The sequence below is a fragment of the Xanthomonas sp. CFBP 8445 genome, assembly GCF_025666235.1.
Taxonomy (GTDB): Bacteria; Pseudomonadota; Gammaproteobacteria; order Xanthomonadales; family Xanthomonadaceae; genus Xanthomonas_A; species Xanthomonas_A indica.
In genome coordinates this window covers 28,285-52,723 of sequence record NZ_CP102594.1, presented here as the reverse complement: position 1 = coordinate 52,723, position 24,439 = coordinate 28,285, and the positions used below count along the sequence as shown (strand labels likewise).

Genomic DNA, 24,439 nt, shown 5'->3' with positions numbered 1-24,439 from the left:
AACGCCATGCTCGCCGAGCGATTGAGTACAGTTAATCAGAGAAGGTGGTGAGAATCCTCGCCTTGCCGGCACTCTTTTAGCTCCTATTTCAGGCGATAGAACTAGGTCGGAGTCCAGTTTCTAGGATGCCGGACATGAACAGAACTACATTCCGACCCCATTTTCTCTGATTAGCCAAGAGTACGCTCTAACGCCGGAATTAAGCCGCGCCGCGAAGTGGCGTCGGCTTGAATGAACTGTTAGGTGCCACCCAAGCCACCTACGAGACGCATTGCAGCAAGCGAGAGCGCCATTGAACCGAAAGCGCAGGAAACAAAAGCGCCAAGCCCAACGATCCAATTGAAGATCCGCATTGGCATTGGAGCTACCAGCAATTCCGCGCCTTTGCGGCCGCTCTCTAGCTTACTTTTGAAACGAAATCCGACTGCAACCATCGCCAGAACTTGGCCGAGCATGAAGCAAAGAGAAAGCACGATGCTAATGGATAGAGCGAGCCAGCCGCACTTGAGCAGGTAGATTGCGTTAGCGGGGAGTTGAGGTGGATTGCCCGATAAGAACGCTCCAATAGTGATGGCTTGAACGCCTGCGCTAATGAACATGACCTGCTTTACCAGGCCGTCAATCTTTGACCGCACCTCCACGGAGTACGTGTTGAACATACCCAATGACTCAGCTTGAGAAATTGAATCTTCAGGTTTGCGATCTGTGTTCATGGCACCTAAAACTAAAATTAAGCCGCGCCGCGAAGCGGAGTGGGCTTGAATGACTAGTTAGATTTCTTTTTGCCGCGGACCTTAAGCTTGCCCTCAGCTTGCTTGTTAGCAACAAGTGCAATTCTCCTGAAGACTGATAGAAGAATCTTAAGCTTCATGACGCAGTTGCCACCCGTGGGTTGGTCGATCAGAGCCTCCTGCTCGGAAATCAGGGTCAGAGTTTTTTAAAGCGGACAGACAGTGGAAACCAATCAAATTCGACAACCTTGCTCAACTTATCAATTTTTATTAACCTTTTAATTTAGAGATCAGGGCTTATGCCGACGGTATTGGTTGTTAGTACTTGGACTACGGTAGCTACCACCCTTATGCGATGAGCCATGGCCCGACGTGTAGTGACCGCCGTGACTGGTCGTGTGGTGTGAACCCGCCGCACGCACACGTGCGTCCGCGGATGCAGCAGCCAAGCACATGGCGAACCCAGCCAGCACCGCGATGATCGAGACTTTGGTAAACATCGATTTCCCCTGAGAAAATGTGGCGTTCTAGCGTTCCCATTACAGATGGACGCTCTACGCCGCGCATCCCGCAGGCGCAACCGTCCAATCAGGTCCGCTGGAAGTCCGTTCTCCCCACAGACGATTCTGTTCTAGCACGGCGTCACACTTTTTTGGGAGACAAATGCGGCGTCAGTCGTGAACATTCCGAAGTGAATGCGCGCCCCGCCAGGCAAGGGCGCGTCTTGATGTGGGCCGATTAAATCAGGGCACATCCACCACATTGTTTCTCTGCGTTAGTTCTGCGACGTCGCCCTGGGTGACGATACGCAGCCGACCTTTTTCGACGCTCTTTCCAGCGGGCACTACCAACCGCACCTGTGCCGTCTTCGGCTCCAGATCCCGTGGCGCCGCCAGCGCCGGGAATGCCGCCCGCGCCAATTCCCGGCCGCGCGCATCTTCCAGCACCACGAACCCAGCCGGCGCGTCCGCATGACCAAGGCTGTGCACGGTGACCTTGATGGCATCCGCACTCACCCGCACATCCCCACGCCCAATCCCCAGATCCGGCCGTAGCTCGACCGGCACCGCGGCCGGCGTGACCAGTTCGAACTCCATCACCACCGTCTGCCCGGCCGGGAACTCCACGTCCACCGCCCCGCTCTTCTCGAACGCAAACTCTCGGGTGGCCGCCTTGCCATCGATCTTCCCATCGCCATCGCGATCCACACCCGCACGCATGCGCCACTGCCCAGCCGCGACATTCCACCCGGTCATCTGCGCCCGCTGCGTCTTGCCGCTGGTGTTGTAGCCAATCACGGTGAAGCGATCCTGCCGCGGCTTCGGCAGCAGCAGCGCCACCTGCACGGCGCCTTCGGGATCGGCGAAGCGCCAGCTGACGGTGTGGCCGGGGTAGGTCTGGTTGCGCTTGAGGGCGACGCCGCCGAGGCGGGCGCGCTGCAGGTTCACTGTGGGCGATTCGACACGGTCGCTCCACCAGTGGCCTTCGGTGTTCATGTAGAAGGTCTGCAGTTTGTCGCGGGTCTCGGCGCGGTACAGGGTTTCCAGCCAGCGCGGGTCGCCGGTCTGTTCCCAGGCGACGTGGTGGGCGAAGTCCGGGGCGTCGTCGGCCTCGGCGTCGGCCGCTGCCTTGGCCAGGCTGGCGCCCCAGTTGTCGCGCTTGCCGAGCACGTCGAGGAAGTTCTCGTTGAGCAGGGACAGGCCGCCCGGGCCGGCCTTGGCGACGCGGTAGTCGATCGCCTTCAGATAGCGCGCGTCGCCGGTCCAGCGGTAGGCGGCCCAGAAGGTGTGCAGGGTGTCGGGGCCGCCGCTGCCGTCGAACAGGCTGCCGCCGCGGGTCTTGCCGGTGGCCCAGTCGATCTCGTTGGGCAGCGCCCACTGGCCCTTGGCGTCGGTGTAGGCATGGGCCAGGTAGCCGTCGGCCAGGCCGGTGACGATGCGGCGGCTGTTGGGGTCGGCGTTGTAGCCGCCCAGCAGCATTGCCGGATGCAGGATCGGGAACGAGTAGGGTTTTTGCCACTGCCAGTTCGGTTCGCGGTAGACCTTGCGCCCGCCGAACCAGTTGCTGGCGAACAGCAGGTGGCCCTGCGGGTTGACCTGGATGATGCGGTCGAAGGCCTTCACCGTGCGCATCAGCCGCTCCACCGTCAGCGGGTCGCCCCAGTTGAGGTAGAGCATGGCGCTGTTGATGTTGATGCCCTCCTCGTAGGAATGCAGTTCGTCGGTCTCGATGGTGGAGAGGCCGTCGGTGAACATGCCGTTGCGGTAGTTGGCGTCGGACAGGGCGGTGAGCGAGGCGGTGAGCTTGTCCGGGTCCACACCCATCAGGGCGACGCCGGGCCATTGCTGGGTGAGGTCGGAATCGTCGGAGATGCCGCCGCCGAAATCGCCGTAATCCACCTGGCGTTCGTCGATCCACCAGTGGATGTAGCGGCGCGTGGCCTTGAGGTCTTCCAGCTGCCAGAACGCCCAGCCCGGCACGCCCTTGGGCGGCTGCGGCAGCTGCACCGGCAGCGTGCCCTGATTGCCGTAGCTGATGTCGGCCCAGTACTGGCGGCCCAGCGCGTTGTCCGGGTCCACCCGCAGCAGGTCGTGGATGTCGGCATCCAGGCGCGCGTACAGGCGCTGGCGCTTGGAGGTGGTGTGTTCCTCGACCAGGAAGCCCCAGTTGTCCTTGACCTGGTTGAAGCGGTCGGCGATGTGTTCGGCCTTGGCCTGCGCGCGCGGCTTGAACAGCAGGCGCAGTTGCGCGCCGTCCAGCGCGCGCGCGTCGAAGCCGGGTGCGGCCGAGGCGATGCTGAGCATCAGGCTGTCGTCGGTCAGGATGCGGTCGCGCAGGTCCAGCCACAGCGTGCGCGCCTGCCCGGGCGCGACCGAGACCGACACGTCGAGCATGTCGCGGCCGGGCCAGATGGGATCCTTGACGCGGATGTTGAGCGGGATCAGGCCGTCGTGCGTGGCCGGCAGTTGCAGCGCCGGCAGGTCGATGGCGATGCCGTCCAGGCCGTCGTGCATGTTCTCCCAGCCGTACGACCAGCTGCGCATCAGCGGCTGCGCGGCTGGGGCGTCGCCGAGGTTGGAGGGAATGAGCACGTGGACGATGGGCAGCGGCCGCACCGCGGTCTCGTCATCGGCGCGCTTGCGCGAAGGCGCCTTGGTCGGCAGCGCGACCACGGTGCTGCGCTCGTCCGGCGGATAGCGCCCGGCGATGTAGGCGCGCAGCGCGGCGAGGTTGGCGTAGTCCGGGGCGATGTCGCTGCGCACGGTGTAGCGCAGCGTGGCGCTGGGGGTGGCCGGCTCGGCGCCTGCGCCGACGTCGTAGGCCCAGATCTCCTGGATCGGGGTTTCCTGGGCGACGTTGCTGAAGCGCAGGTGGCCGCCGCGGCGGCGTTCGAACTGGTCGACGCTGCGCACGCTGCCCTGGGCGCGCGCGAACAGCGGCGTGGGCTCCGCGCCATCGGCGGCATAGGTGGCCTGACCGTAGGCGGCGCCGCGCAGTTCGATGCGGTTGAACGGTTCGTCGGGCAGGGCCAGGTCCAGCGCCTTGCCGCCTTCGACGTAGACGTTCCAGTCGGGCAGCTGGAAGTAGTCGTTGCGGCCGGGCAGCCGCGAGCGGTTGTACACGCCGGGCCAGGTGGTCTCGGCAATGCCGTCGGTCGCCTTCCACATCCACTCCTTCAGGTCCTTGGCATCGGCGAACTCGACCTTGCGGATGCGCGTGGAGGGGGCATCCAGCGCCGGTGGGGCGCGGCCGTGGTCCCAGCCGAAGCGGTGCAGCCAGGCGTTGCGCGCGGCGCTGTCGGGTACGGGCTCGGCGCTGCGCGGTTCCTGCTGCCGGGCCAGCGCGGCGATGCCGGCGGCGTCGAGCATGCGGTCGTAGACGCGGATCTCGTCGAAATCGCTGCCGCGCAGGAAGTTGTAACGGCTCTGCACCTGGTGCGGCGCCAGCACGCGCGCGGCCAGGCCGAGCTGGTCGAGCGCGGCGTCGAAGTCGAGCGAGCCGCCATCGGCGCAAGCCTGGGTGCAGTCCACGCGCGCGGCTTCCTTGCCGTCCACGTACAGGCGCACGCCGCGGGTCTCGTCCCAGGCGAAGGCGAGGTGGGTCCAGGCGCTGGGCGCGGGGACCTTGTCGAGTTTGAAGGAGACGCGGGTGCGCGCCAGGTTGGCATCGGTGACGAAGGCATCGAAGCCGTGGCCGTTCCAGTCGATGCGCAGCCAGGCCATGTCCCAGCTGGTGTGGTCGGCGTAGCCGACGCGGAAGATCACGAACGGGGCTTCGCCCACCGGGTAGCGCGAGCGCCAGAAGAACGACAACGTGCCGCGCTGGGTGTAGAGGTTGCCGGGGGCGTTCCATGACAGCACGCCGTCGTCGGCCCATTCGATGGCCTGGCCGGAGACGCCGGTGGGCACCAGGGCGATCTTGTCGCGGAAGTTGGGTGTCGGGTCGCCGTGGGCGACGTCGGCGTCCAGGCCGTAGTCGGCGGAGACGCGGAACAGGAGTTCGGGCGCCGCGGCGGCGGCGATGGTGGGACAGACGAGTCCGCACAGCAGGGCGAGACTGTGGAGCACGCCGCGCAGACGCACGTGGAGTGCCGTGGAGGACCGAGGCCAGCTGTCGCGGCTGAAGCCGCTCCTACGAGGAGCCGGTGCGCGTGCAGGAGCGGCTTCAGCCGCGACGATGTGGTCGGCGACGGCGCCACTGCGAATTGCCTGTTTCATCTCGCTCCTTTGCGATCGGCGCGCACCGTGGCGGCGCGCGTCGATCTCCCTCCCCGGCCCGCGAGTATGCGGGCAGCGGGGCGTTGCCGATGCCGCAGCGCGGCACCGGCGCACGCAGACATCAGAACTTGTAACGCACCCCGATCGCGTACTGGCGGCCGGTCTCGCTGTAGGTCAGCGGCAGTTGCGCGCCGCCCGCGCTGGTCTGCACCCACTCGTAGTACGGCACGTTGGTCAGGTTCGAGCCTTCCAGGCTGATGTCGATCTTCTCGTCGATCTTGTAGGTCAGCTTGGCGTCGACGACATTGGTGCCGCGCATGCCGTGCATGTCGAAGCCGGTCTCGGTGGCCGGCACCTGGGTCAGGTAGCCGTCGCGGTGGGTCAGCGACACGCGGCCGCTGAAGCGCTCGCCTTCGTAGAACAGCGTGGCGTTGTACGAATTCTTCGACAGGCCGGTGAGGTCGGTGTTGAAGGACAGCGCACCGGTGCCGGTGACGTACTGGATCTTCGACTGCACGTAGGTGTAGTTGAGCTGGGTGCCGAAGTTGGCCCACTTGCCCGGCAGGAAGCTGAAGGGCTGGATGTAGTTGAACTCGGCGCCCTTCAGCTTGCCGCCCGGCGTGTTGAGCGGCACGCTGAAGACGAAGTCGTCGCTGGCCGCCGCGCCGGTGCCGTCGAGCAGGCTGACCGGCAGGCCGCTGCTGGAGTACGGGGCGATGGTGCGCGCCGTCTGCACGAAGCTGTCGATGTCCTTGTAGAACAGCGCCAGGCCCAGCATCGCGCCTTCCTGCAGGTACCACTCGAAGCCGAGGTCGGCGGTCTTGGCGCGGATCGGGTCCAGGTTCGGATTGCCGCCGCTGACCGTGCGCGCACCACCGGCGACGGCAACGGTCACGCCCGGGGTCAGGCTGCCCAGGCCCGGCCGCGTCATCACCTTGGCGGCGCCGAAGCGGATCAGGAAATCCGGGGTGATCTCGGCGACCAGGTTCAGCGACGGCAGGGTGTCGTGGTAGTCGCGCTCGACCGTGGTGTTGATCAGGTTGGAGCCGACCAGGGCGTAGCCGGTGGAGGACTGGTTGGTCTTCACGTAGCGCACGCCGATGTTGCCGGAGAACGGGATCGCGCCGATGTCGAAGGCGAAGTCGCCCATCAACCAGGCGCCGCGGTCCTTTTCTTCCACGCTGCGGGTGTTGACCGCGCGTTCGGTCAGCGTCCAGGTGCCGGTGCCGCTGTAGATGCCCAGCGCATCGGCGATGCCGTTGAGGTCGGGCACCGCCCAGTTCGACGGGGTGCCTTCGATGCCCTTCAGCCCGGCCAGCGCCACCAGGTCGACCGGCACGATGCGGTTGCCGGTGGCGAAGGTCGGCACGCTGGTCTCGGAGGCGCGGCGGAACTCCTTGGTGTCGAAGCCGTAGTTCTTGGCCAGCACGCCGCCCTTGAGGGTGAAGTTCGGGCCCAGGTTCCATTCGAAGTTCAGCGAGCCGGTGTCGAAATCGTTGTTGGCCGACTGCGGGCGCATGCGCACTTCGGCCAGGGTCCAGCCGTTGGCGGCGGTGGGGTCGATGCCGTAGTTGAACACCGGGGAGGTATCGCTGTTGCGGTAGTCGTAGCTGTAGCCGGCGACGTTGTTCTTGTCCATGATCACCGTGGTCTGGATCGGGTTCCGGTGCTTGGAACTGGAGGTGCCGACCTCGCCGGTGATCTTGAAGGTGTCGCTGAAGCGGTGCTCGCCGCTCAGGGTGAGTTGCTTGAAGACCGTGTTCCACTCGTCGTGGCGGTTCTCCGAGCGGATGTCGACATTGTCGAAGCGGCCGTACAGCAGCGCGCCGGAGGCCGGATCGACGTAGCCGTCGCGCACGATCATCTCCGGCTTGCCGTTCTGCGAGCGGCCCCGGCTGAAGCTGATCGCCTCGATGTAGTGCTCGTCGCGCTTGGCGTCGATCTTGGAATACAGGCCGTCCAGCGAGAACTCGGTGCTGTCGTTCGGCTTCCACTGCAGCGAGCCGGTCACGCCCAGGCGGTTCTGCTTGTGCTCCATCTGCGTGTAGCGCGGGATGCGCGGGCTGAACACGTTGGCGCCGTTGGCCGCGGCGAACGGCGAGGCAGGGCTGTAGCCGTTGTTGCTGGGGCCGTTGGCCCAGCGGGTGGTGCCGCTGCCTTCCTCGAGCACCTGGCGCTCGGAATAGGCCACCGACATCAGCGCGCCGAAGGTGCCATCGGCCCAGGTGTTGGCGACCAGCGCGGCGATGCGCGGATCGGCCTTCTCCGACATGCCGTTGTAGGTGGCCTGGCCGTTGGCGGCGAAGGTGAAGCCGTCGTAGTCGAACGGCCGCGCGGTGCGCAGGTCGACCGTGGCGCCCAGCGAACCTTCCTCGACGTCGGCCGAGGCGGTCTTGCGCACCACCATCTGGGTGAACAGGTCCGAGGCGAACACGTTGAAGTCGAAGCCGCGGCCGCGATTGGTGCCGCCGCTCTGGTCGCTGGCGCCGACCGTGGTCAGCGCCTCCATGCCGTTGATGCGCACGCGGGTGAAGTCCGGGCCGAGGCCGCGCACGGAGATGTTGCGGCCTTCGCCGGCGTCGCGGGTGATGACCACGCCGGGGATGCGCTGCAGCGATTCGGCCAGGTTGGTGTCGGGGAACTTGCCCACGTCCTCGGCGACGATGGCGTCGACCATGCCCTTCTCGGCGCGCTTGATGTCCAGCGCCTTCTCCACGCTGGCGCGGTAGCCGGTGACGACGACGGTGTCGAGCTCGGTGGTGGCGTCGGCGGAGGCCGTGGCCGGCGCCTGCGCCGGCGCCGGGGCTTCGTGCGCCTGCAGGGCACCGGCCTGCAGGGCCAGGCCGATCGACAGCGCGAGCAGGGTAACCGGTGTCTTCCGGCGTTCGATACGTGATTGCATGTCCTCCCCTCCCAAGGGTTACATGACGGCGTTGAACTGCGGGCGTTGTCGCGAATGACACCGCTGGTCAAAATCAACGTTAACAGTTGCGAAACATTGCGGCATCTTGCAGCGCAACAGAGTGTCACGCGTCGCAAGGGTCTTTCCAGTCAATGAGATAGCGGATGATCGCGATGGCGGCCAGTGCCGAAACGCCTGTTGCCGCACAGAAATGACACCGCTAGTCAGTTTCTCTGGCCGACGTCCGCGTTTCGCGGCATGCTTGGCGTCCCTTCGCCGCCCGGACCCGCCCGCCATGACCGTTTCCCGCATCGTCTGCTTCGGCGAACTGTTGCTGCGCCTGGGCGCGCCCGGCCACGAACGGCTGCTGCAGACGCCGCGGCTGGAGGTGCAGGTGGGTGGTGCCGAGGCCAACGTGGGCGTGGCGCTGGCGCATTTCGGCCATGCCGTCTCCGTGGTCAGCGTGCTGCCGGACAACCCGCTGGGCCAAGCCGCGGCCGGCGAGTTGCGCCGGCACGGCGTGGACACCAGCGGGGTGCGCTTCGTGCCCGGGCGCATGGGCCTGTACTTCCTCAGCACCGGCGCCGGGCACCGGCCGAGCGAGGTCACCTACGACCGCGCCAGCTCGGCCTTCGCGCTGGATGCCGGCGACCAGCACGACTGGCCGACGCTGCTGCGCGGCGCGCAGTGGCTGCACCTGTCCGGGGTGACCCCGGCGCTGGGCGAACGCGGCGCGGCGGCGGCGCTGGCCGCGGCACAGGCAGCGCGCGCGGCCGGGGTGCGGGTGTCGTTCGACGGCAACTACCGGCCCAAGCTGTGGGAGGCCTGGCACGGCGATGCGCCGGGCATCCTGCGGCAGCTGCTGGCCCAGGCGGACGTGCTGTTCGCCGACTATCGCGACCTGGAGGTGGTGCTGGGTCACCGCTACCCGCAGGACAGCGTGCCGGCGCGGGTGGAGGCCGGTGCGCGCGACGCCTTCGCCGCGTTCCCGCAACTGCAGGCGATGGCCTGCACCCAGCGCGTGGCGCACAGCGTGGACCGGCACAGCCTGGGCGCGATGCTGCTGCGCCGCGATGGCAGCGTCGCGCAGGCGCCGGCCGAAGAGCTGAGCGGCATCGTCGACCGCATCGGCGGCGGCGACGCCTTCGCCGCCGGCGTGCTGCACGGGTTGAGCCAGGGGTGGGACGACACCGCCACGATCCGCTTCGGCCTGGCCGCCGGCTGCCTCAAGCACACGCTGCCCGGCGACGTGCTGGCGCTGAGCGAAGCCGAGGTGCAGGCCTGCGTGGGGGCGACGCGTTTCGATGTGAGGCGGTGAAAAGCCGGGATTCGGGATTGGGGATTGGGGATTGGCAAAGGCGCTAGCGCTGCGGGTTTCGCGGCGCGGGGCGGCGCCGTGGTATCGAACCGACCTCATTCCCGGCACGGTTCGGTCAATCTAGCATCGCGGCTTCGGTTGTCGCGGCTGAAGCCGCTCCTACGGGGAAAGCGGCTGCCGCGGATGGCTGGTGTATTTGTGGGAGGGCTTCAGTCCCGACGCGATTCGGTCGACGCACGCATTGCCGCTTCGCTTGTCGCGGCTGAAGCCGCTCCTACGAGGAAGCGGCTGCCGCGGATGGCTGGTGTATTTGTGGGAGGGACTTCAGTCCCGACGCGATTCGGTCAATTCACGCATCACGGCTTCGGTTGTCGCGGCTGAAGCCGCTCCTACGGGTGCGGCGTGCGCTGTCGGCGGCGTGCGCTCTCGTAGGAGCGGCTTCAGCCGCGACAAGCAATCGAACATTGGCAATGCGCGGTGCGAGCGCAATGGCGCACATGTCGCTGCTTCGGTGTTGCGGGCAGCGCCGCTAATCCACTGTACGGCCTGGCCCGCCGCCACTGCACAGCCCTCGCCTGTCTCGCCCATGGAGGCCGCTCATCCCGGCGCAGCCATCGCTTCGGCTGCCATCGAAAAAGAAAACGGCCGACATCGCTGCCGGCCGCATGTTCTCTCCAGGATCCGGGATCACAACGACTCCCGAGCCCCACTCCCCAATCCCCGCTCCTCAGAGCTCCACGCAATCGAACTTGACGTCCGGGTCGACATCGGCGTCGTGGTCCACGTCCTGGCGTTCGAAGCCGAACAGCTTGAGGAACTCGTGCTTGTAGCCGGCGTAGTCGGTGAGCTGGAACAGGTTCTCGGTGGTCACCTGCGGCCACAGCGCCTTGCAGGCGTTCTGCACGTCGTCGCGCAGTTCCCAGTCATCCAGGCGCAGGCGGTTCTCGTCGTCGGTGGCGGCCGGCTGGCCGTCCTCGCGGTACAGGCGCTCGCGGAACAGGCGGTCGGCCTGTTCGATGGTGCCTTCGTGCAGGCCCTTTTCCTTCATGATCTTGTAGACCATGGAGATGTACAGCGGCATCACCGGGATCGCGGCGCTAGCCTGGGTCACCACCGACTTCAGCACCGCCACGTTGGCCGCGCCACCATGTTGCTGCAGGCGCGTGTGCAGGCGCTGCGCGGTCTGGTCGAGGTCGACCTTGGCCTTGCCCAGTGCGCCGTGCCAGTAGATCGGCCAGGTGATCTCGGTGCCGATGTAGCTGAAGGCGACGGTGCGTGCGCCCGGGGCGAGCACGCCGGCGGCGTCCAGCGCATCGATCCAAAGCTCCCAGTCCTGCCCGCCCATCACGGTGACGGTATCTTCGATCTCCTGCTCGGTGGCCGGCTCGATCGAAGCCTCGATGATCGCGTCCTTGTTGGTGTCGATCGCGGTGGCGGTGTAGGTCTGGCCGATCGGCTTGAGCGCCGAGCGCTTCACTTCGCCGGTGCTCGGCAGCTTGCGCACCGGCGAGGCCAGCGAATACACCACCAGGTCGACCTGGCCGCCCATGTCCTGCTTGATCAGCTCGATCACCTTCTCGCGCGCCTGGTCGGAGAAGGCGTCGCCGTTGATCGACTTGCTGTACAGACCGTCGGCCTTGGCCTGCTTGTCGAAGGCGGCGGCGTTGTACCAACCGGCGGTGCCGGCCTTCTTCTCGCTGCCGGGCTTCTCGAAGAACACGCCGAGGGTGGCGGCGCCGAAGCCGAACGCGGCGGTGATGCGCGAGGCCAGGCCGTAGCCGCTGGACGCGCCGATCACCAGCACGTTCTTTGGCCCATCGTGGCGCACGCCGCGCGCGCGCGTGGCGGCGATCTGCTCGAGCACGTTGCGCTCGCAGCCGAGCGGATGCGTGGTGGTGCAGATGAAACCGCGGACTTTCGGATGGATGATCAACGTGAATTCCTCGTCGGCACAATGCCCGCGGCATCTTAATGTCTGCGGCGGGCATGCAGAAGTCCCGGTGGCAGCACACGGCAGGGTATGGAACGCGGTGCGGGTGGAGGCGCGCGCGTGCGGGGGTGTCGCGTCGCGACTGAAGTCGCTCCCACAAAGGCAGGCATCGTGGTGGCGGGCGCTGCGCTGGCGCGAGGTGGATCGCGCTGGTCGGCGAGCCACGCATCGCGCCGTCGGTTGTCGCGGCTGAAGCCGCTCCTACGGCAAGCGGGGGCATAGCGCGGTGGATGGAACCGGTGTGGAAGGGACTTCAGTCCCGACGCGCTGCCGGTGGACGTCGCAGCGCCACCGCCTGCGCGGCATCAGATGATGCGCAAGGTGATCGCCTTGAGCACGGCGCGGGTGCGGTCGCGGGTGCCGAGCTTGTCGAGGATGGTGGAGACGTAGTTCTTCACCGTGCCTTCGGCCAGGAACAGGCTGCGCGCGATCTCCTTGTTGGAGTAGCCGCCGGCGAGCAGGCGCAGGATCGCCACTTCGCGTTCGTTGAAGGTGTCGCGGGGGGCATCCTCGTCGCGGTAGCGGTAGCGCGCGCGCACCGGGTCGGTGCTGACCGGCTGCAGCAGGGTCTCGCCCGCGGCTACGCGCGCGATCGCCTCGCGCAGATCCTCCGGCGCGGCGTCCTTGAGCAGGAAGCCCTGCGCGCCGGCGGCGGTGGCGCGCAGCAGCAGGTCGGATTCGTCGAAGGTGGTGAGCAGCAGCACCGGCGTGCGGTCGCCGCGCGCGCGCAGCTGCTGCAGCGCCTGGATGCCGTCCATGCCCGGCATGCGGATGTCGCTGAGCACCGCGTCCACCGGCGTGGCCGCCACCGCGTCGAGCAGGGCCTGGCCGTCGTCGGCCTCGCAGGCGACGACGATGCCCTGGGTCTGCAGCAGCGCGCGCAGCCCCGCGCGCACCAGCACCTGGTCGTCGGCCAGGGCGATCCGCAGCGCGCTCACAGCGGCAGCCTCACGCTCAGCTGCATGCCGCCGAGCGGCGTGCGGCCCAGGTCCAGGCGCCCGTGCAGCGCGGCCAGGCGCTCGCGCATGCCGGCGATGCCGTTGCCCTCGCGGATGCGCTCGGCGCGGTGGCCGTCGTCCTCGATGTCCAGGCACAGCTGCTGTCGGTCCTGGCCCAGGCGCACCCGCACGTGCGCGGCGTCGGCGTGCCGCGCGGCATTGGTCAGCGCTTCCTGCACCAGCCGCAGCAGGGTCTCGGCCAGGTGCGGGTCGGTGATGCGCAGCGCCGGGTCGATCTGCAACTGCAGCTGCGGCCGCGGGAATGGCGCGGCCAGGGCACACAGCGCCGTCTCCAGGTCCACGCCGCGTTCGTCGCGCAGCGACTGCACCACCGCACGGATGTCGGCCAGCAACTCGCCGGACAGCCGCTCCACCGTCGCCACCTCCGCCCGTTGCGCCAGCGCCGGATCGGCCAGCAGCAGGCGCAGCTGGATGCGCATGGCGGTGAGCTTGTGCCCGGCCACGTCGTGCAGTTCGCGCGCCAGGCGCAGGCGCTCGGCATCGCGGGTGCTGTCGGCGAGCAGCGCGCGGGTGGCCAACAGGTCGGCATTGACCCGCGCCAGCGCCTCGCGCGCCAGTTCGGCGGTGCGCGCGTAGTGCGCACTCAGGCCGGCGAAGGCATGGAAGCCGGCGTAGATCAGCGTGGTCGGCAGAGGATGCCTGATGCCGGCGGCGGACAGCGCCAGGAACGTGCCCAGGTTGGCCAGCAACGCCAGCGCCAGCACCTGCCGCGGCGGCCACTGCAGCGCCAGCTGCGCGACCACCACCACCAGCAGCACCGGCGCCGTGCCGACGTGCGGCTCGAGCCAGACCAGGGCCATCGCCGCCGCCGCCTCGAGCCACAGCGCGGCATCGCGCCAGCGCCCGGGCAAGTAGTGGGCGCCGAGCAGCGGCAGCAGGAACAGCATCGCCGCGAGCCAGCGCCAAGCCGCCAATGCATGCGGCGCGAACTGGAACGACCACAGCACGGTGGCCACGGTCAGCAGCCCGGCCAGGCGCTTGGGTTCGATCAGGTCGCGCAGGAATCGGTTCATGCGGCGGATGCTGACCGCGCGGCGACGCCGCGGCAATGGGCCGGACGCAGAAAGTGACTTCCGGCAGGCGGAGCGGGTGACCAGCGGCCACTGCCCCGCCACCACGATGGCGGCACACTGCGTCCATGCCCTGCTGCGCGCTGGACGCCCGGCGCGCTGGATGGGGGCGATTCATCCACCCTGCCACGCAATGTCGGCATTGCACGCCGCACGAGGACACCGCCATGCCCATGACCCTGCACCATCCGGATCTTCTGTTCATGCTGCTCGGCCTGAGTTGGGGCGCCTACGAAATCCTGCTCGGCCGCCGCCGCCGCGCGGCCGATGGCGGCGCCCGCGACCAGGGCACGCTGCGGCTGCTGTGGCGCGTGCTGTACGCCGCGGTGGCGCTGGGCGTCGTGCTGTCGATGCTCGGCGTGTGGCGGTATGCGCCGCACCTGCGCGAGCCGTTGCGCTGGACGGCGTGCGTGCTGCTGGCCAGCGGCCTGGCGCTGCGGTTGTGGTCGATCCGCGTGCTGGCGCGCTGGTTCACCGTCGATGTGACCATCCAGGAAGGCCACCGCCTGGTCCGCCACGGGCCGTATCGCTATCTGCGGCATCCCTCCTACACCGGCGCGCTGCTGGCGTTCTACGGGCTGGCGCTGGGCATGGGCAACGTGCTGTCGCTGCTGGCGATCGTGCTGCCGGTGACTTGGGCGTTCCTGCGCCGCATCCAGGTCGAGGAAGCGATGCTGACCCAGGCCTTCCCCGAGGAGTACCCGGACTACGCCGCGCACAGCTGGCGGCTGCTGCCGTGGGTGTGGTGAGGCCACGTCGTTGGTCGCGCCCCCACTGATTGGTATTACCAATGCTCTGCAGCCATCGCGTTGAAGCGATTGACGCCACGTGATCTCAGGCGCTTAATGCCGCCGTAGCGTTCTGCTCTCCGCGAAATTGGTATGACCAAAATCACCATTGCCGCCAGCACACCGGCAGCCGCCGAGCCCCCTGCCCGGCTCAGCGACCGGGTCGCCGCCCAGTTGCGGACGCTGATCGTGCAACGCGGCCTGGCGGTCGACGCGCGCCTGCCCGCCGAGCGCTCTCTGGCTGCGGAACTGGGCGTGTCCCGCCCGGTGTTGCGCGAGGCCCTCGCCCAGCTCGCCAGCCAGGGGCTGCTGCGGGCCCGCGTGGGCGGCGGCACCTACGTGCAACGGCCACCGACCCCGGAGGACCAGGTGGTGGCGCCGCTGCAGCCGTTCCTGCCGCTGCTGCACGCCGATCCGGAATACCGTTTCGACGTGCTGGAAGCCCGCCACGCCCTGGAAGGCGCCACCGCCTGGCACGCGGCGCTGCGCGCCACCGACGACGACCGCGCGCGCATCGACGCCGCGTTCGAGGCGCTGCTGCAGACCCATGCGCAGGCCGATGCGGCCGCCCAGGCGCACGCCGATGCCGACTTCCATCTGGCCATCGCCGAGGCCACCCACAACCGCGTGCTGCTGCAGGTGATGCGCGGCCTGTTCGACCTGCTGCAGGCCAACATCTCGCAGAGCCGGCAACAGCTGTTCGCCTCGCCGCGCATCTTCGCCGCCCTGCACGCCCAGCACCGCGCCTTGCGCGACGCGATCCTGGCCGGCGACCCGGAACGCGCCCGCGCCGCCGCGCACGCCCACCTGGAATTCGTGCACAGCGCGCTGCGCACCCTGGACGAGGACGATGCGCGCCGCGCCCGCGCCTCGCGCCTGCCCTCCTCTTCCTGACCGCCCTGCCCCGATGATCATTTCCGCGTCCACCGACTACCGTGCCGCCGCGCAGCGCCGGCTGCCGCCGTTCCTGTTCCACTACATCGACGGCGGCGCCTATGCCGAGCACACCCTGCGCCGCAACGTGTCCGACCTGAGCGACATCGCCCTGCGCCAGCGGGTGTTGCGCGAGGACATGTCGGCGCTGGACCTGCGCACCGAGCTGTTCGGCGAACGCCTGGCCTTGCCGGTGGCGCTGGGGCCGGTGGGCCTGACCGGCATGTACGCGCGGCGCGGCGAGGTGCAGGCGGCCAAGGCGACCGCGGCCAAGGGCGTGCCCTTCACCCTGTCCACGGTGTCGGTGTGCCCGATCGAGGAAGTGGCGCCGGCGATCGACCGGCCGATGTGGTTCCAGCTCTACGTGCTCAGGGACCGCGGCTTCATGCGCAATGCGCTGGAACGGGCCAAGGCGGCCGGCGTCACCACCTTGGTGTTCACCGTGGACATGCCGGTGCCGGGAGCGCGCTACCGCGACGCGCATTCGGGCATGAGCGGACCCAATGCGCCGCTGCGGCGCATGCTGCAGGCAGTTACCCACCCGCGCTGGGCCTGGGACGTGGGCCTGCGCGGGCGCCCGCACGACCTGGGCAATATCTCCACTTACCGCGGCCACCCGACCGGGCTGGCCGACTACATCGGCTGGCTCGGCGCCAACTTCGACCCGTCGATCACGTGGAAGGATCTGGAATGGATCCGCGCGTTCTGGACCGGGCCGATGGTGATCAAGGGCATCCTCGACCCGGCCGACGCGCGCGATGCGGTGCGCTTCGGTGCCGACGGCATCGTCGTCTCCAACCATGGCGGACGCCAGCTCGACGGCGTGCTGTCCAGCGCGCGGGCATTGCCGGCGATCGCCGATGCGGTGCAGGGCGAGCTGAAGATCCTGGCCGACTCCGGTGTGCGCAGCGGCCTGGACGTGGTGCGCATGCTGGCGCTGGGCGCCGACGCGGTGCTGCTCGGCCGCGCCTTCGTGTACGCGCTGGCCGCCGCCGGCCAGGCCGGCGTGGAGCACCTGCTGAGCCTGATCGAGAAGGAGATGCAGGTGGCGATGACCCTGACCGGCGCCAAGTCGATCGCCGCGATTTCGCGCGAGTCGCTGGCGCAGGTGACGCGCGAGGCGATGGTCTCGGCGTAGGGCGTGTCAGCCAGTCGCAACCTGCCAGGCCGCGATGGCGCGTGCCTGTCGCGAGGACGCCAGAACGCGGATGGCAAGGCACGCCAGCGAATGACGCCCTTGCCACCGCGCGCGCTCGGGTTGCCAGGCGAGCCGCGGCATTGACGGCGCGCGGCACGACCTGAAGACCGGCTGGCGCTGTGCGCCGCACCGCCGGCGGCGCGCTCGCCGGCCCGATGCGGTGCGTCGCCCTCCGGATCGGTGGCACACCTGGCGCCACCACCACCGACCCGCCCTAGCCCGCCTTGCGCCGCGCCGGCGCCTTGCGTGCGGCCGGCTTGGCCTTGGCTGCCGCCGGTTTCGCGCGCGTGGCTTTCTTCGCCTTGCCGGACGCCGCCTTGGCCGGCTTGCTGGCCTTTTTGGCGGTCTTGCGCACGGGCACACGCTCGTCCTGCCTGGCAGGCGTGCGCTTCTTGGCCTCCAGGCTCTTCTGCAGCAGCGACATGAAGTCGACCACGTTGGTGGCGGCATCCTCGCGGTGCGGGGCCTCGGCGTCCTCGTCGACCTGGGTGGTGCCCTCCTGCGCCTTGATCCGCTTCTGGATCACCGCGTGCAGCCGCTCGCGGAATTCGTCGTGGTAGGCATCGGGATCCCAGCGCCCGGACATCGAGTCGATCAGCTGCGCCGCCATCTCGGTTTCCTTGGCGCTGATCCGGTAGTCGGCGGCCTTGCCGCTGGGCAGCGTGTAGTCGTCCAGGTCGACCAGTTCCTGCGGATAGCGCAGCAGGATCAGCACCAGCGCATCCTGCAGCGGCATCACCGCCGACAGGTATTCGCGGGTGCGGATCACCACCCGCGCGATGCCGACCTTGCCGGTGCTGCGCAGCGTCTCGCGCAGCAGCACATAGCCCTTCTCGGCCTTCTTGCCCGGCACCAGCACGTAGGGCTTTTCGAAGTAGCGCAGGTCGATCTCGGCGGCGTCGACGAAGGCTTCCACCTCCACCGCCTCATGGCTCTCCGGCGCGGCCGAGGCGATGTCCTGCTGCTCGACCACCACGTAGTTGCCCTTGCTGTATTCGTAGGCCTTGACGATGTCCTTCCACGGCACTTCCTCGCCGGTGTCGGCATTGACCCGCTCGAAGCGGATCGGGCGCTTGTCGCGCGCGTCGAGCATGCGGAAGTGCAGATCGACCCGGCGTTCGCCGGACATCAGCGACACCGGCACGTTGAGCAGGCCGAAGGACAGCGTGCCGGTCCAGATCGGGCGCGGCATCAGTGCGCCTCCATGCCGGTCGCCTGCGCCGGCAGGTGATCCAGCGCCTGCCAGGCGTCCTCGACCACCTGCCGCGCCTGGTCCCAGTCCAGCCGCGAGTCGCCGCGCACCAAGTCCCAGTGCGCGGCCAGCTCGCCATCGGTCTCCGCTTCCGGCCCGCGCGGCCAGCCGCGGGCGTGGGTCTGCAGGGCGAAGGCATAGGCCGGGCACAGGTCGCGCCACGGGGTGCGGTGGCGCGCACGGCGCTGGCGATAGTCGGCCAGGCTGTAGCGGCGGTAGTCCGGCGCATCCTGCGGGCGCGGTGCGGCGCCACGGCGACGCGGCGGCGGCACGCTCGGCAAGGGGTCCAGATGGGCGTTGAACAGCAAGGGGTCGGGGCGGTCGCTGGGGCGCATGGCAGGGCTCCGGGCGGCAACGTCGGCGGGGGGATGCGCAGCAGTAGCGCCCGCCCCGTTAGCAGTTCGTGACCGACGCGTGCAAGGACCGCGATTCGCAATGGCTTCACTGCCGCGGCGGTGAACTGGACCTCCGCCGCCATTCCTCTGGAGGAACCGGACATGACCACGCCCACCGATCCGCTGCGCCAGGCCCCGCCCGTCCCCGGCGAACAGCGCGGCAAGCGTCACACCCAGGACCGCGAAGACCGCGGCGCCGGCGACAGCCCCGAGACCATCGTCGAACACGAACCGCGCACCGGCGAAAACCGCGCTGCGCCGCAGGACACGCCGGCGCACTCCACCCCCGACACCGCGCACGGACGGCATGCCGACGCCAACCAGGACGAAGCGCTGGAAGAAACCTTTCCCGCCAGTGATCCGGTGTCGCCGTTCGTGCCGGCGAAGCCGCCGAAGGGGTCTTAGCCGGACCCGTCTTAGGGCGTTGTTGTCGCGCTCGTCGTCGTTTTGCGATGTACAACGGATGTGTGTAGGAGCGGCTTCAGCCGCGACCCGGGCGTTCCCGGTAAGGCCCGTCGCGGCTGAAGCCGCTCCTACGGGAGTGCCCGGCGCTGCGTTGTGGTGAGCATCATCGCGGCATCCTTTGCATCGGCCAGTACATCGACCTGGTCGGTGACGTGCTCAATGGAAGAAACTTGCTTCACCAGGGACACGAACCCTCCTCCACTGCGTCCGAATCCCGTCCATGTAGGAGCGGCTTCAGCCGCGACCGACGTTACCGGTAACGCCACGGTCGCGGCTGAAGCCGCTCCTACACATGCATACGGTCGCGCGCTTCCACGACTACACCTTCCCCGCCGCCTCCAGCGCGGCGTACTCGCTGTCATCGAACAACCGCGAGCGCACCAGGAAGCGCACACCCTCGCCGTTCTCCAGCGAGAACATGCCGCCGCGGCCGGGCACGACATCGATGATCAGCTGCGTGTGCTTCCAGTAGGCGAACTGCGACGGGCTGATGTAGAACGGCGCCTCGCCGATCTCGCCCAGCAGCACGTCGCGGTCGCCGACGATGAAGTCGTCCTGCGGATAGCACATCGGCGAGGAACCGTCGCAGCACCCGCCGGACTGGTGGAACAGCAGCGCGCCGTGCCGCGCCCGCAGCTTGGCGATCAGCTGCAGGGCCGGCAGCGTTGCCAGTACCTGCGGCGGCAGCGCGGCCGCGGGCGCGGACGGATCCATCAGGCGGCCATGTCCAGCACGATGCGGCCTTCGATCTTGCCGGCGTGCATGCGTGCGAACACGTCGTTGATGTTGTCCAGGGTGTCGGTGGCCACGGTCGCGGCGACCTTGCCCTGCTCGGCGAATTCCAGCGACTCCTGCAGGTCCAGGCGGGTGCCGACGATCGAGCCGCGCACGGTCACGCCGTTGAGCACCATGCCGAAGATGTCCAGCGGGAACTCGCCCGGCGGCAGGCCGTTGAGCGACACGGTGCCGCCGCGACGAACCATGCCGATGGCCTGTTCGAACGCCTTCGGCGAGACCGCGGTGACCAGCGCACCGTGCGCACCGCCGATCTCCTTCTTCAGGTACGCCACCGGGTCGGTGGTGCGCGCGTTCACCGTCACCGTCGCGCCCAGGCGTGTGGCCAGCGCCAGCTTGGCGTCGTCCACGTCCACCGCGGCCACGTTCAGGCCCATCGCCTTGGCGTACTGCACCGCCATGTGGCCGAGGCCGCCGATGCCGGAGACCACCACCCAGTTGCCAGGCTTGGTGTCGGTGACCTTCAGGCCCTTGTACACGGTGACGCCGGCGCACAGGATCGGTGCGACCTCGACGAAGCCGATGCCCTTCGGCAGGTGGCCGACGTAATTGGCATTGGCCAGCGCGTACTCGGCGAAGCCGCCGTTGACCGAGTAGCCGGTGTTCTGCTGCGTCTCGCACAGGGTTTCCCAACCGCCCAGGCAGTGCTCGCAATGGCCGCAGGCCGAGTACAGCCACGGAATGCCGACGCGGTCGCCTTCCTTGACGTGGTCCACGCCGGCGCCGACCGCCACCACGTGGCCCACGCCCTCATGGCCGGGAATGAACGGCGGATTCGGCTTCACCGGCCAATCGCCTTCGGCCGCGTGCAGGTCGGTGTGGCACACGCCGCAGGCCTCGATCTTGACCAGAATGTCGCCGGCCTGCGGCCGCGGTACCGCCACTTCCTCGATCGCCAGCGGCTTGCCGAATTCCCGCACCACGGCGGCTTTCATCGTCTTGTCCATTGCAACGCTCCTGAGAAAAACGGGTGATGTCACCATCGCGCGACCGGCGACGGAGTGCCTTGATCCAGATCAGTTGCTGGCAGGCGACGACGCGCTGCTGCGTGCCGCCACCCTGCCCCATGCGTCAGAAGAAGCCCAGCGCCTTCGGCGAATAGCTGACCAGCAGGTTCTTGGTCTGCTGATAGTGATCGAGCATCATCTTGTGGTTCTCGCGGCCGATGCCCGACTGCTTGTAGCCGCCGAAAGCGGCATGCGCCGGGTAGGCGTGGTAGCAGTTGGTCCACACCCGCCCGGCCTGGATCGCGCGGCCCATGCGGTACAGCCGCGCTGCATCGCGGCTCCACACGCCGGCGCCCAGCCCGTACAGCGTGTCGTTGGCGATCGCCAGCGCCTCGGCCTCGTCCTTGAAGGTGGTCACCGACACCACCGGGCCGAAGATCTCCTCCTGGAACACGCGCATCTTGTTGTGGCCCTTGAACACCGTCGGCTTGACGTAGAAGCCGCCGGCCAGGTCGCCGTCCAGCGCGTTGCGTTCGCCGCCGATCAGCACTTCGGCGCCCTCCTGCTTGCCGATATCGATGTAGGACAGGATCTTCTCCAGCTGCTCGCTGGAGGCCTGCGCGCCGACCATGGTGTTGGGGTCGAGCGGGTTGCCCTGCTTGATCGCCGCCACGCGCTTGAGCGCCTTCTCCATGAAGCGCTCGTAGATCGATTCCTGGATCAGCGCGCGCGACGGACAGGTGCACACCTCGCCCTGGTTGAAGGCGAACAGCACGAAGCCTTCCACCGCCTTGTCGAGGAAGTCGTCGTCCTCGGCCATGACGTCGGCGAAGAAGATGTTGGGCGACTTGCCGCCCAGCTCCAGCGTCACCGGGATCAGGTTCTGGCTGGCGTACTGCATGATCAGCCGGCCGGTGGTGGTCTCGCCGGTGAAGGCGATCTTGGCGATGCGCGGGTTGCTGGCCAGCGGCTTGCCGGCCTCCAGGCCGAAGCCGTTGACCACGTTGAGCACGCCTGGCGGCAGCAGGTCGCCGATCACTTCCATCAGCACCAGGATCGAGGCCGGGGTCTGCTCGGCCGGCTTCATCACCACGCAGTTGCCCGCGGCCAGCGCCGGCGCCAGCTTCCAGCACGCCATCAGCAGCGGGAAGTTCCACGGGATGATCTGCCCGACCACGCCGAGCGGTTCATGGAAGTGATAGGCGATGGTGTCGTGGTCGATCTCGGAGATGCCGCCTTCCTGCGCGCGCACCGCGCCGGCGAAGTAGCGGAAGTGGTCCACGCACAGCGGCACGTCGGCGTTGAGCGTCTCGCGCACCGGCTTGCCGTTGTCCCAGGTCTCGGCATAGGCCAGCAGTTCCAGGTTCTGCTCGATGCGGTCGGCGATCTTCAGCAGCACGTTGCTGCGCTCGGTGCTGGAGGTCTTGCCCCAGGCGTCCTTGGCGGCGTACGCGGCGTCGAGCGCGGCTTCGATGTCCTCGGCGTTTGAGCGCGCCACCGCGGTGAACACCTTGCCGGTGATCGGCGTGCTGTTGTCGAAGTACTGCCCGCTCTTCGGCTCCACCCACTTGCCGCCGATGAAGTTGCCGTAGCGCGACTTGAAGATGGACTGCGGATCGGTGGCATGCGGCTTGGCGGTGCTGACGGCGTTCATCGTGTTCTCCTTCGGCGGTCGGAAAGGACGGGCAGGGCCGTCCGGTAGCCGCATGTGCGCAAGTCCGATGCCAGGTTTTGCGTGCTGCGCCGCGTCACGCGGTCGCACCGCGACACAACGACGCAGGTGCGCCGGTTTTGCTGCGTCGCGTCACGTATGGCGATTGCACCGCGCCGACGGATGTGCTGTTTATCGGGACACCCGTATCAACAGGTGTCGCAATCTGCGACAGCGGAGCCGGACATGGCGCAACCATCGCAACATCAGCTCGGCCTGGCGCGCCGCGCCTTCTTCGAACGCGGCGGCGCGCCGGTCGGGCAGGTGCCCGACACCATCCTGCAGTCGTGGCAGCGCTGCCAGCGCCTGGGCCTGGCCGCGGACGCCAAGCCAGCGATCGAGCCGCTGGAGGCCTCGCGCCTGCGCGCCCTGCGCGAGGCGCACGAGCGCCTGTGGCGGCTGGCCCGCGCCGAGTTGGAAGGCCTGGCCGGCGACGCCGCAGCCACCGGCAGCATCGTGCTGCTCACCGACGAGGCCGGCTGGATCCTCGACGCCGAAGGCAGCCCGCGCTTCCTCGACAAGGCGGGCAGGGTGGCGCTGATGCCCGGCGCGTGCTGGAGCGAAACCCAGGTCGGCACCAATGCGATCGGCACCGCCATCGTCGAAAGCCGCTCGGTGGAAGTGCGCGGCGGCGAGCATTACTTCGCCCCGCATCAGATCCTCAGTTGCGCGGCGGTGCCGATCTTCGATCCCTATGGCGGCCTGGCCGGCGTGCTCGACATCTCCGGCGACGCCAGCGTGCAGCACATGCATGCGCTGGCACTGGCGCGGATGGCGGTGGCCAACATCGAGCACCGTTACTTCGACGACGGCATTCCCGGCTGCGAACTGCTGCGCGTGCACCACGACCCGGCGCTGCTCGGCACCGCGCGCGAGGCACTGCTGGCGTTCCGCAACGGCCGCCTGGTGGCCGCCAACCAGGCCGGGTTGCGGCTGTTCGGGCTGGAACGCCACGAACTCGGGCGCGCGCCCTACGAGGCGCTGTTCGAGGAACCGCTGTCGCGGCTGCGCCAGCAGGGCAGCGTGTTCGACCTGCAGGGGCGCGCACTGCACGGACGCATCGACAGCCCGGCCGACGACCGTCCGCGGCGGCGCCCGCAGCAGGCGCCGATCACCGTGACCGCGTCGTCGCGGCCTTCGGCGGCGGCCGCGTCCGACGCGCCGTTGTTCGATGCGGCGCAGGAGCTGGCGCTGGAACGCGCGCGGCGCGTGCTCGACGCGCAATTGCCGGTGCTGGTGCAGGGCGAGACCGGCACCGGCAAGGAAGTGTTCGCGCGCGAACTGCACCGGCGCAGCGCGCGCGCCGGGCGCCCGTTCGTGGCGGTCAACTGCGCGGCGCTGCCGGAAGGGCTGATCGAAGCGGAGCTGTTCGGCTACGAGGACGGCGCCTTCACCGGCGCGCGCAAGCACGGCAGCCCGGGCCTGCTGCGCCAGGCCGATGGCGGCGTGCTGTTCCTGGACGAGATCGGCGACATGCCGCTGGCCTTGCAACCGCGGCTGCTGCGCGTGCTGCAGGAACGCGAGCTGCTGCCGCTGGGCGGCGGCAAGCCGGTGAAGCTGGATTTCGCGCTGATCTGCGCCACCCACCGCGACCTGGACGCGGCGATGGCCGAACAGCGCTTCCGTCCCGACCTGTACTACCGCATCGCCCACCACTGCGTGCAGGTGCCGGCGCTGCGCGCGCATCCGGACCGGCGGACGCTGGTGGCCGACCTGTGGACGCGGCTGGGGCAGGGCAGGCGCCTGACCGAGGCGGCCCTGGCGACGCTCAGCGCCTATGCGTGGCCGGGCAACCTGCGCCAACTGGTGGCCTGCCTGCGCACGCTGGTGGCGTTGAGCGAGGCGGACGCGCTGGTCGATACCGACGCCTTGCCGGCCTACCTGCCCGGCAACCGCGCGGCGGAGCAGGGCGGCCACGGTGGCGCCGCGATGCCGTTGCCCGATGCCGACCTGGACAGCCTGGCGCTCGGCGCCATGCGCCAGGCACTGGATGCCTGCCACGGCAATGTGTCGCAGGCCGCGCGCCGGCTGGGCATCAGCCGCAGTACGCTGTATCGGCGGCTGCAGTTGGGGGCGCACTGAAGCAGGGTGTCGCGACGCTGCCGGCAACACTGCACACGATCATCGAGCTCGCCTGTAGTGATCGCCAATCGCCAGCAGGGACGTGATGAGCATGCGTGTGAGGCGGCTACGTCCCGGCGCCTGGC

At 68.5% G+C, this 24,439-nt stretch carries 17 protein-coding genes; 6 read left to right on the top strand and 11 right to left on the bottom strand.

The genetic code is table 11. The features are described 5' to 3' along the window. Nucleotides 1-239: 239 nt before the first annotated feature. The 3 genes from NUG21_RS00220 to NUG21_RS00210 all read right to left on the bottom strand — a co-directional run bounded on the left by NUG21_RS00220 (nt 240) and on the right by NUG21_RS00210 (nt 8,351). Nucleotides 240-713 carry a hypothetical protein gene (locus tag NUG21_RS00220; protein ID WP_263391951.1) on the bottom strand — a complete coding sequence of 158 codons (474 nt, stop codon included), beginning with the start codon at nt 711-713 and terminating at the stop codon, nt 240-242. A 761-nt stretch (nt 714-1,474) separates the two neighbouring features. Continuing rightward, the gene (locus tag NUG21_RS00215) at nt 1,475-5,281 is read right to left on the bottom strand and encodes a LamG-like jellyroll fold domain-containing protein (protein WP_263393137.1); all 3,807 of its coding nucleotides are present in this window, start codon (nt 5,279-5,281) and stop codon (nt 1,475-1,477) included. A gap of 289 nt (nt 5,282-5,570) precedes the next feature. Further along, nucleotides 5,571-8,351, bottom strand: a complete 2,781-nt coding sequence (locus NUG21_RS00210) for a TonB-dependent receptor (protein WP_263391950.1) — start codon at nt 8,349-8,351, stop codon at nt 5,571-5,573. A 295-nt stretch (nt 8,352-8,646) separates the two neighbouring features. Here NUG21_RS00210 and NUG21_RS00205 point away from each other — a divergent pair, with 295 nt between their 5' ends. Continuing rightward, nucleotides 8,647-9,669, top strand: a complete 1,023-nt coding sequence (locus NUG21_RS00205; protein WP_263391949.1) for a sugar kinase — start codon at nt 8,647-8,649, stop codon at nt 9,667-9,669. A gap of 727 nt (nt 9,670-10,396) precedes the next feature. On the opposite strand, the gene fabV is transcribed toward NUG21_RS00205, so the two are convergent. The 3 genes from fabV to NUG21_RS00190 all read right to left on the bottom strand — a co-directional run bounded on the left by fabV (nt 10,397) and on the right by NUG21_RS00190 (nt 13,691). Next, on the bottom strand, nt 10,397-11,602 hold the full coding sequence (fabV, locus tag NUG21_RS00200; protein ID WP_019798160.1) for an enoyl-ACP reductase FabV: 1,206 nt from the start codon (nt 11,600-11,602) through the stop codon (nt 10,397-10,399). 362 nt (nt 11,603-11,964) lie between these two features. Next, nucleotides 11,965-12,597: a response regulator gene (locus NUG21_RS00195; RefSeq protein WP_242158054.1), complete on the bottom strand. Its 633-nt coding sequence runs from the start codon at nt 12,595-12,597 to the stop codon at nt 11,965-11,967. Then, a complete protein-coding gene (locus NUG21_RS00190; protein ID WP_184502736.1) occupies nt 12,594-13,691 on the bottom strand; it encodes a sensor histidine kinase in 1,098 nt (365 codons plus the stop codon). The genes NUG21_RS00195 and NUG21_RS00190 overlap by 4 nt, the downstream gene beginning before the upstream one ends. 230 nt (nt 13,692-13,921) lie before the next feature. Here NUG21_RS00190 and NUG21_RS00185 point away from each other — a divergent pair, with 230 nt between their 5' ends. The 3 genes from NUG21_RS00185 (at nt 13,922) to lldD (ending at nt 16,607) form a co-directional block, all read left to right on the top strand. Next, complete coding sequence (locus tag NUG21_RS00185; RefSeq protein WP_184502814.1) at nt 13,922-14,497, top strand: methyltransferase family protein; 576 nt, start codon at nt 13,922-13,924, stop codon at nt 14,495-14,497. A gap of 132 nt (nt 14,498-14,629) precedes the next feature. Then, complete coding sequence (lldR, locus tag NUG21_RS00180; protein WP_263391948.1) at nt 14,630-15,430, top strand: transcriptional regulator LldR; 801 nt, start codon at nt 14,630-14,632, stop codon at nt 15,428-15,430. Between the two features lie 13 nt (nt 15,431-15,443). Further along, nucleotides 15,444-16,607, top strand: coding sequence for an FMN-dependent L-lactate dehydrogenase LldD (gene lldD, locus NUG21_RS00175; protein WP_263391947.1), 1,164 nt, complete (start codon nt 15,444-15,446; stop codon nt 16,605-16,607). Nucleotides 16,608-16,881: 274 nt separating this feature from the next. Here lldD and NUG21_RS00170 read toward each other — a convergent pair whose 3' ends face one another. After that, nucleotides 16,882-17,859, bottom strand: a complete 978-nt coding sequence (locus NUG21_RS00170) for a non-homologous end joining protein Ku (protein WP_263391946.1) — start codon at nt 17,857-17,859, stop codon at nt 16,882-16,884. Next, nucleotides 17,859-18,254 (bottom strand): hypothetical protein, encoded by a 396-nt coding sequence (locus NUG21_RS00165; protein ID WP_184502732.1) that lies wholly within the window; start codon nt 18,252-18,254, stop codon nt 17,859-17,861. The genes NUG21_RS00170 and NUG21_RS00165 overlap by 1 nt, the downstream gene beginning before the upstream one ends. A 162-nt stretch (nt 18,255-18,416) precedes the next feature. On the opposite strand from NUG21_RS00165, the gene NUG21_RS00160 reads away from it, so the two are divergent. Then, a complete protein-coding gene (locus NUG21_RS00160) occupies nt 18,417-18,719 on the top strand; it encodes a hypothetical protein (RefSeq protein ID WP_184502731.1) in 303 nt (100 codons plus the stop codon). Nucleotides 18,720-19,097: 378 nt separating this feature from the next. On the opposite strand, the gene NUG21_RS00155 is transcribed toward NUG21_RS00160, so the two are convergent. From NUG21_RS00155 to adh, 3 genes are all read right to left on the bottom strand, one after another. Next, nucleotides 19,098-19,493 (bottom strand): DUF779 domain-containing protein, encoded by a 396-nt coding sequence (locus tag NUG21_RS00155; RefSeq protein WP_263391945.1) that lies wholly within the window; start codon nt 19,491-19,493, stop codon nt 19,098-19,100. Further along, nucleotides 19,493-20,521 (bottom strand): alcohol dehydrogenase AdhP, encoded by a 1,029-nt coding sequence (gene adhP / locus NUG21_RS00150; RefSeq protein ID WP_184502729.1) that lies wholly within the window; start codon nt 20,519-20,521, stop codon nt 19,493-19,495. Before adhP ends, NUG21_RS00155 begins: the two co-directional genes overlap by 1 nt. Nucleotides 20,522-20,645: 124 nt before the next feature. Then, on the bottom strand, nt 20,646-22,175 hold the full coding sequence (gene adh / locus NUG21_RS00145; RefSeq protein ID WP_263391944.1) for an aldehyde dehydrogenase: 1,530 nt from the start codon (nt 22,173-22,175) through the stop codon (nt 20,646-20,648). A 243-nt stretch (nt 22,176-22,418) separates the two neighbouring features. On the opposite strand from adh, the gene NUG21_RS00140 reads away from it, so the two are divergent. After that, nucleotides 22,419-24,314 carry a sigma-54-dependent Fis family transcriptional regulator gene (locus NUG21_RS00140; protein WP_263391943.1) on the top strand — a complete coding sequence of 632 codons (1,896 nt, stop codon included), beginning with the start codon at nt 22,419-22,421 and terminating at the stop codon, nt 24,312-24,314. Nucleotides 24,315-24,439 lie beyond the last annotated feature (125 nt).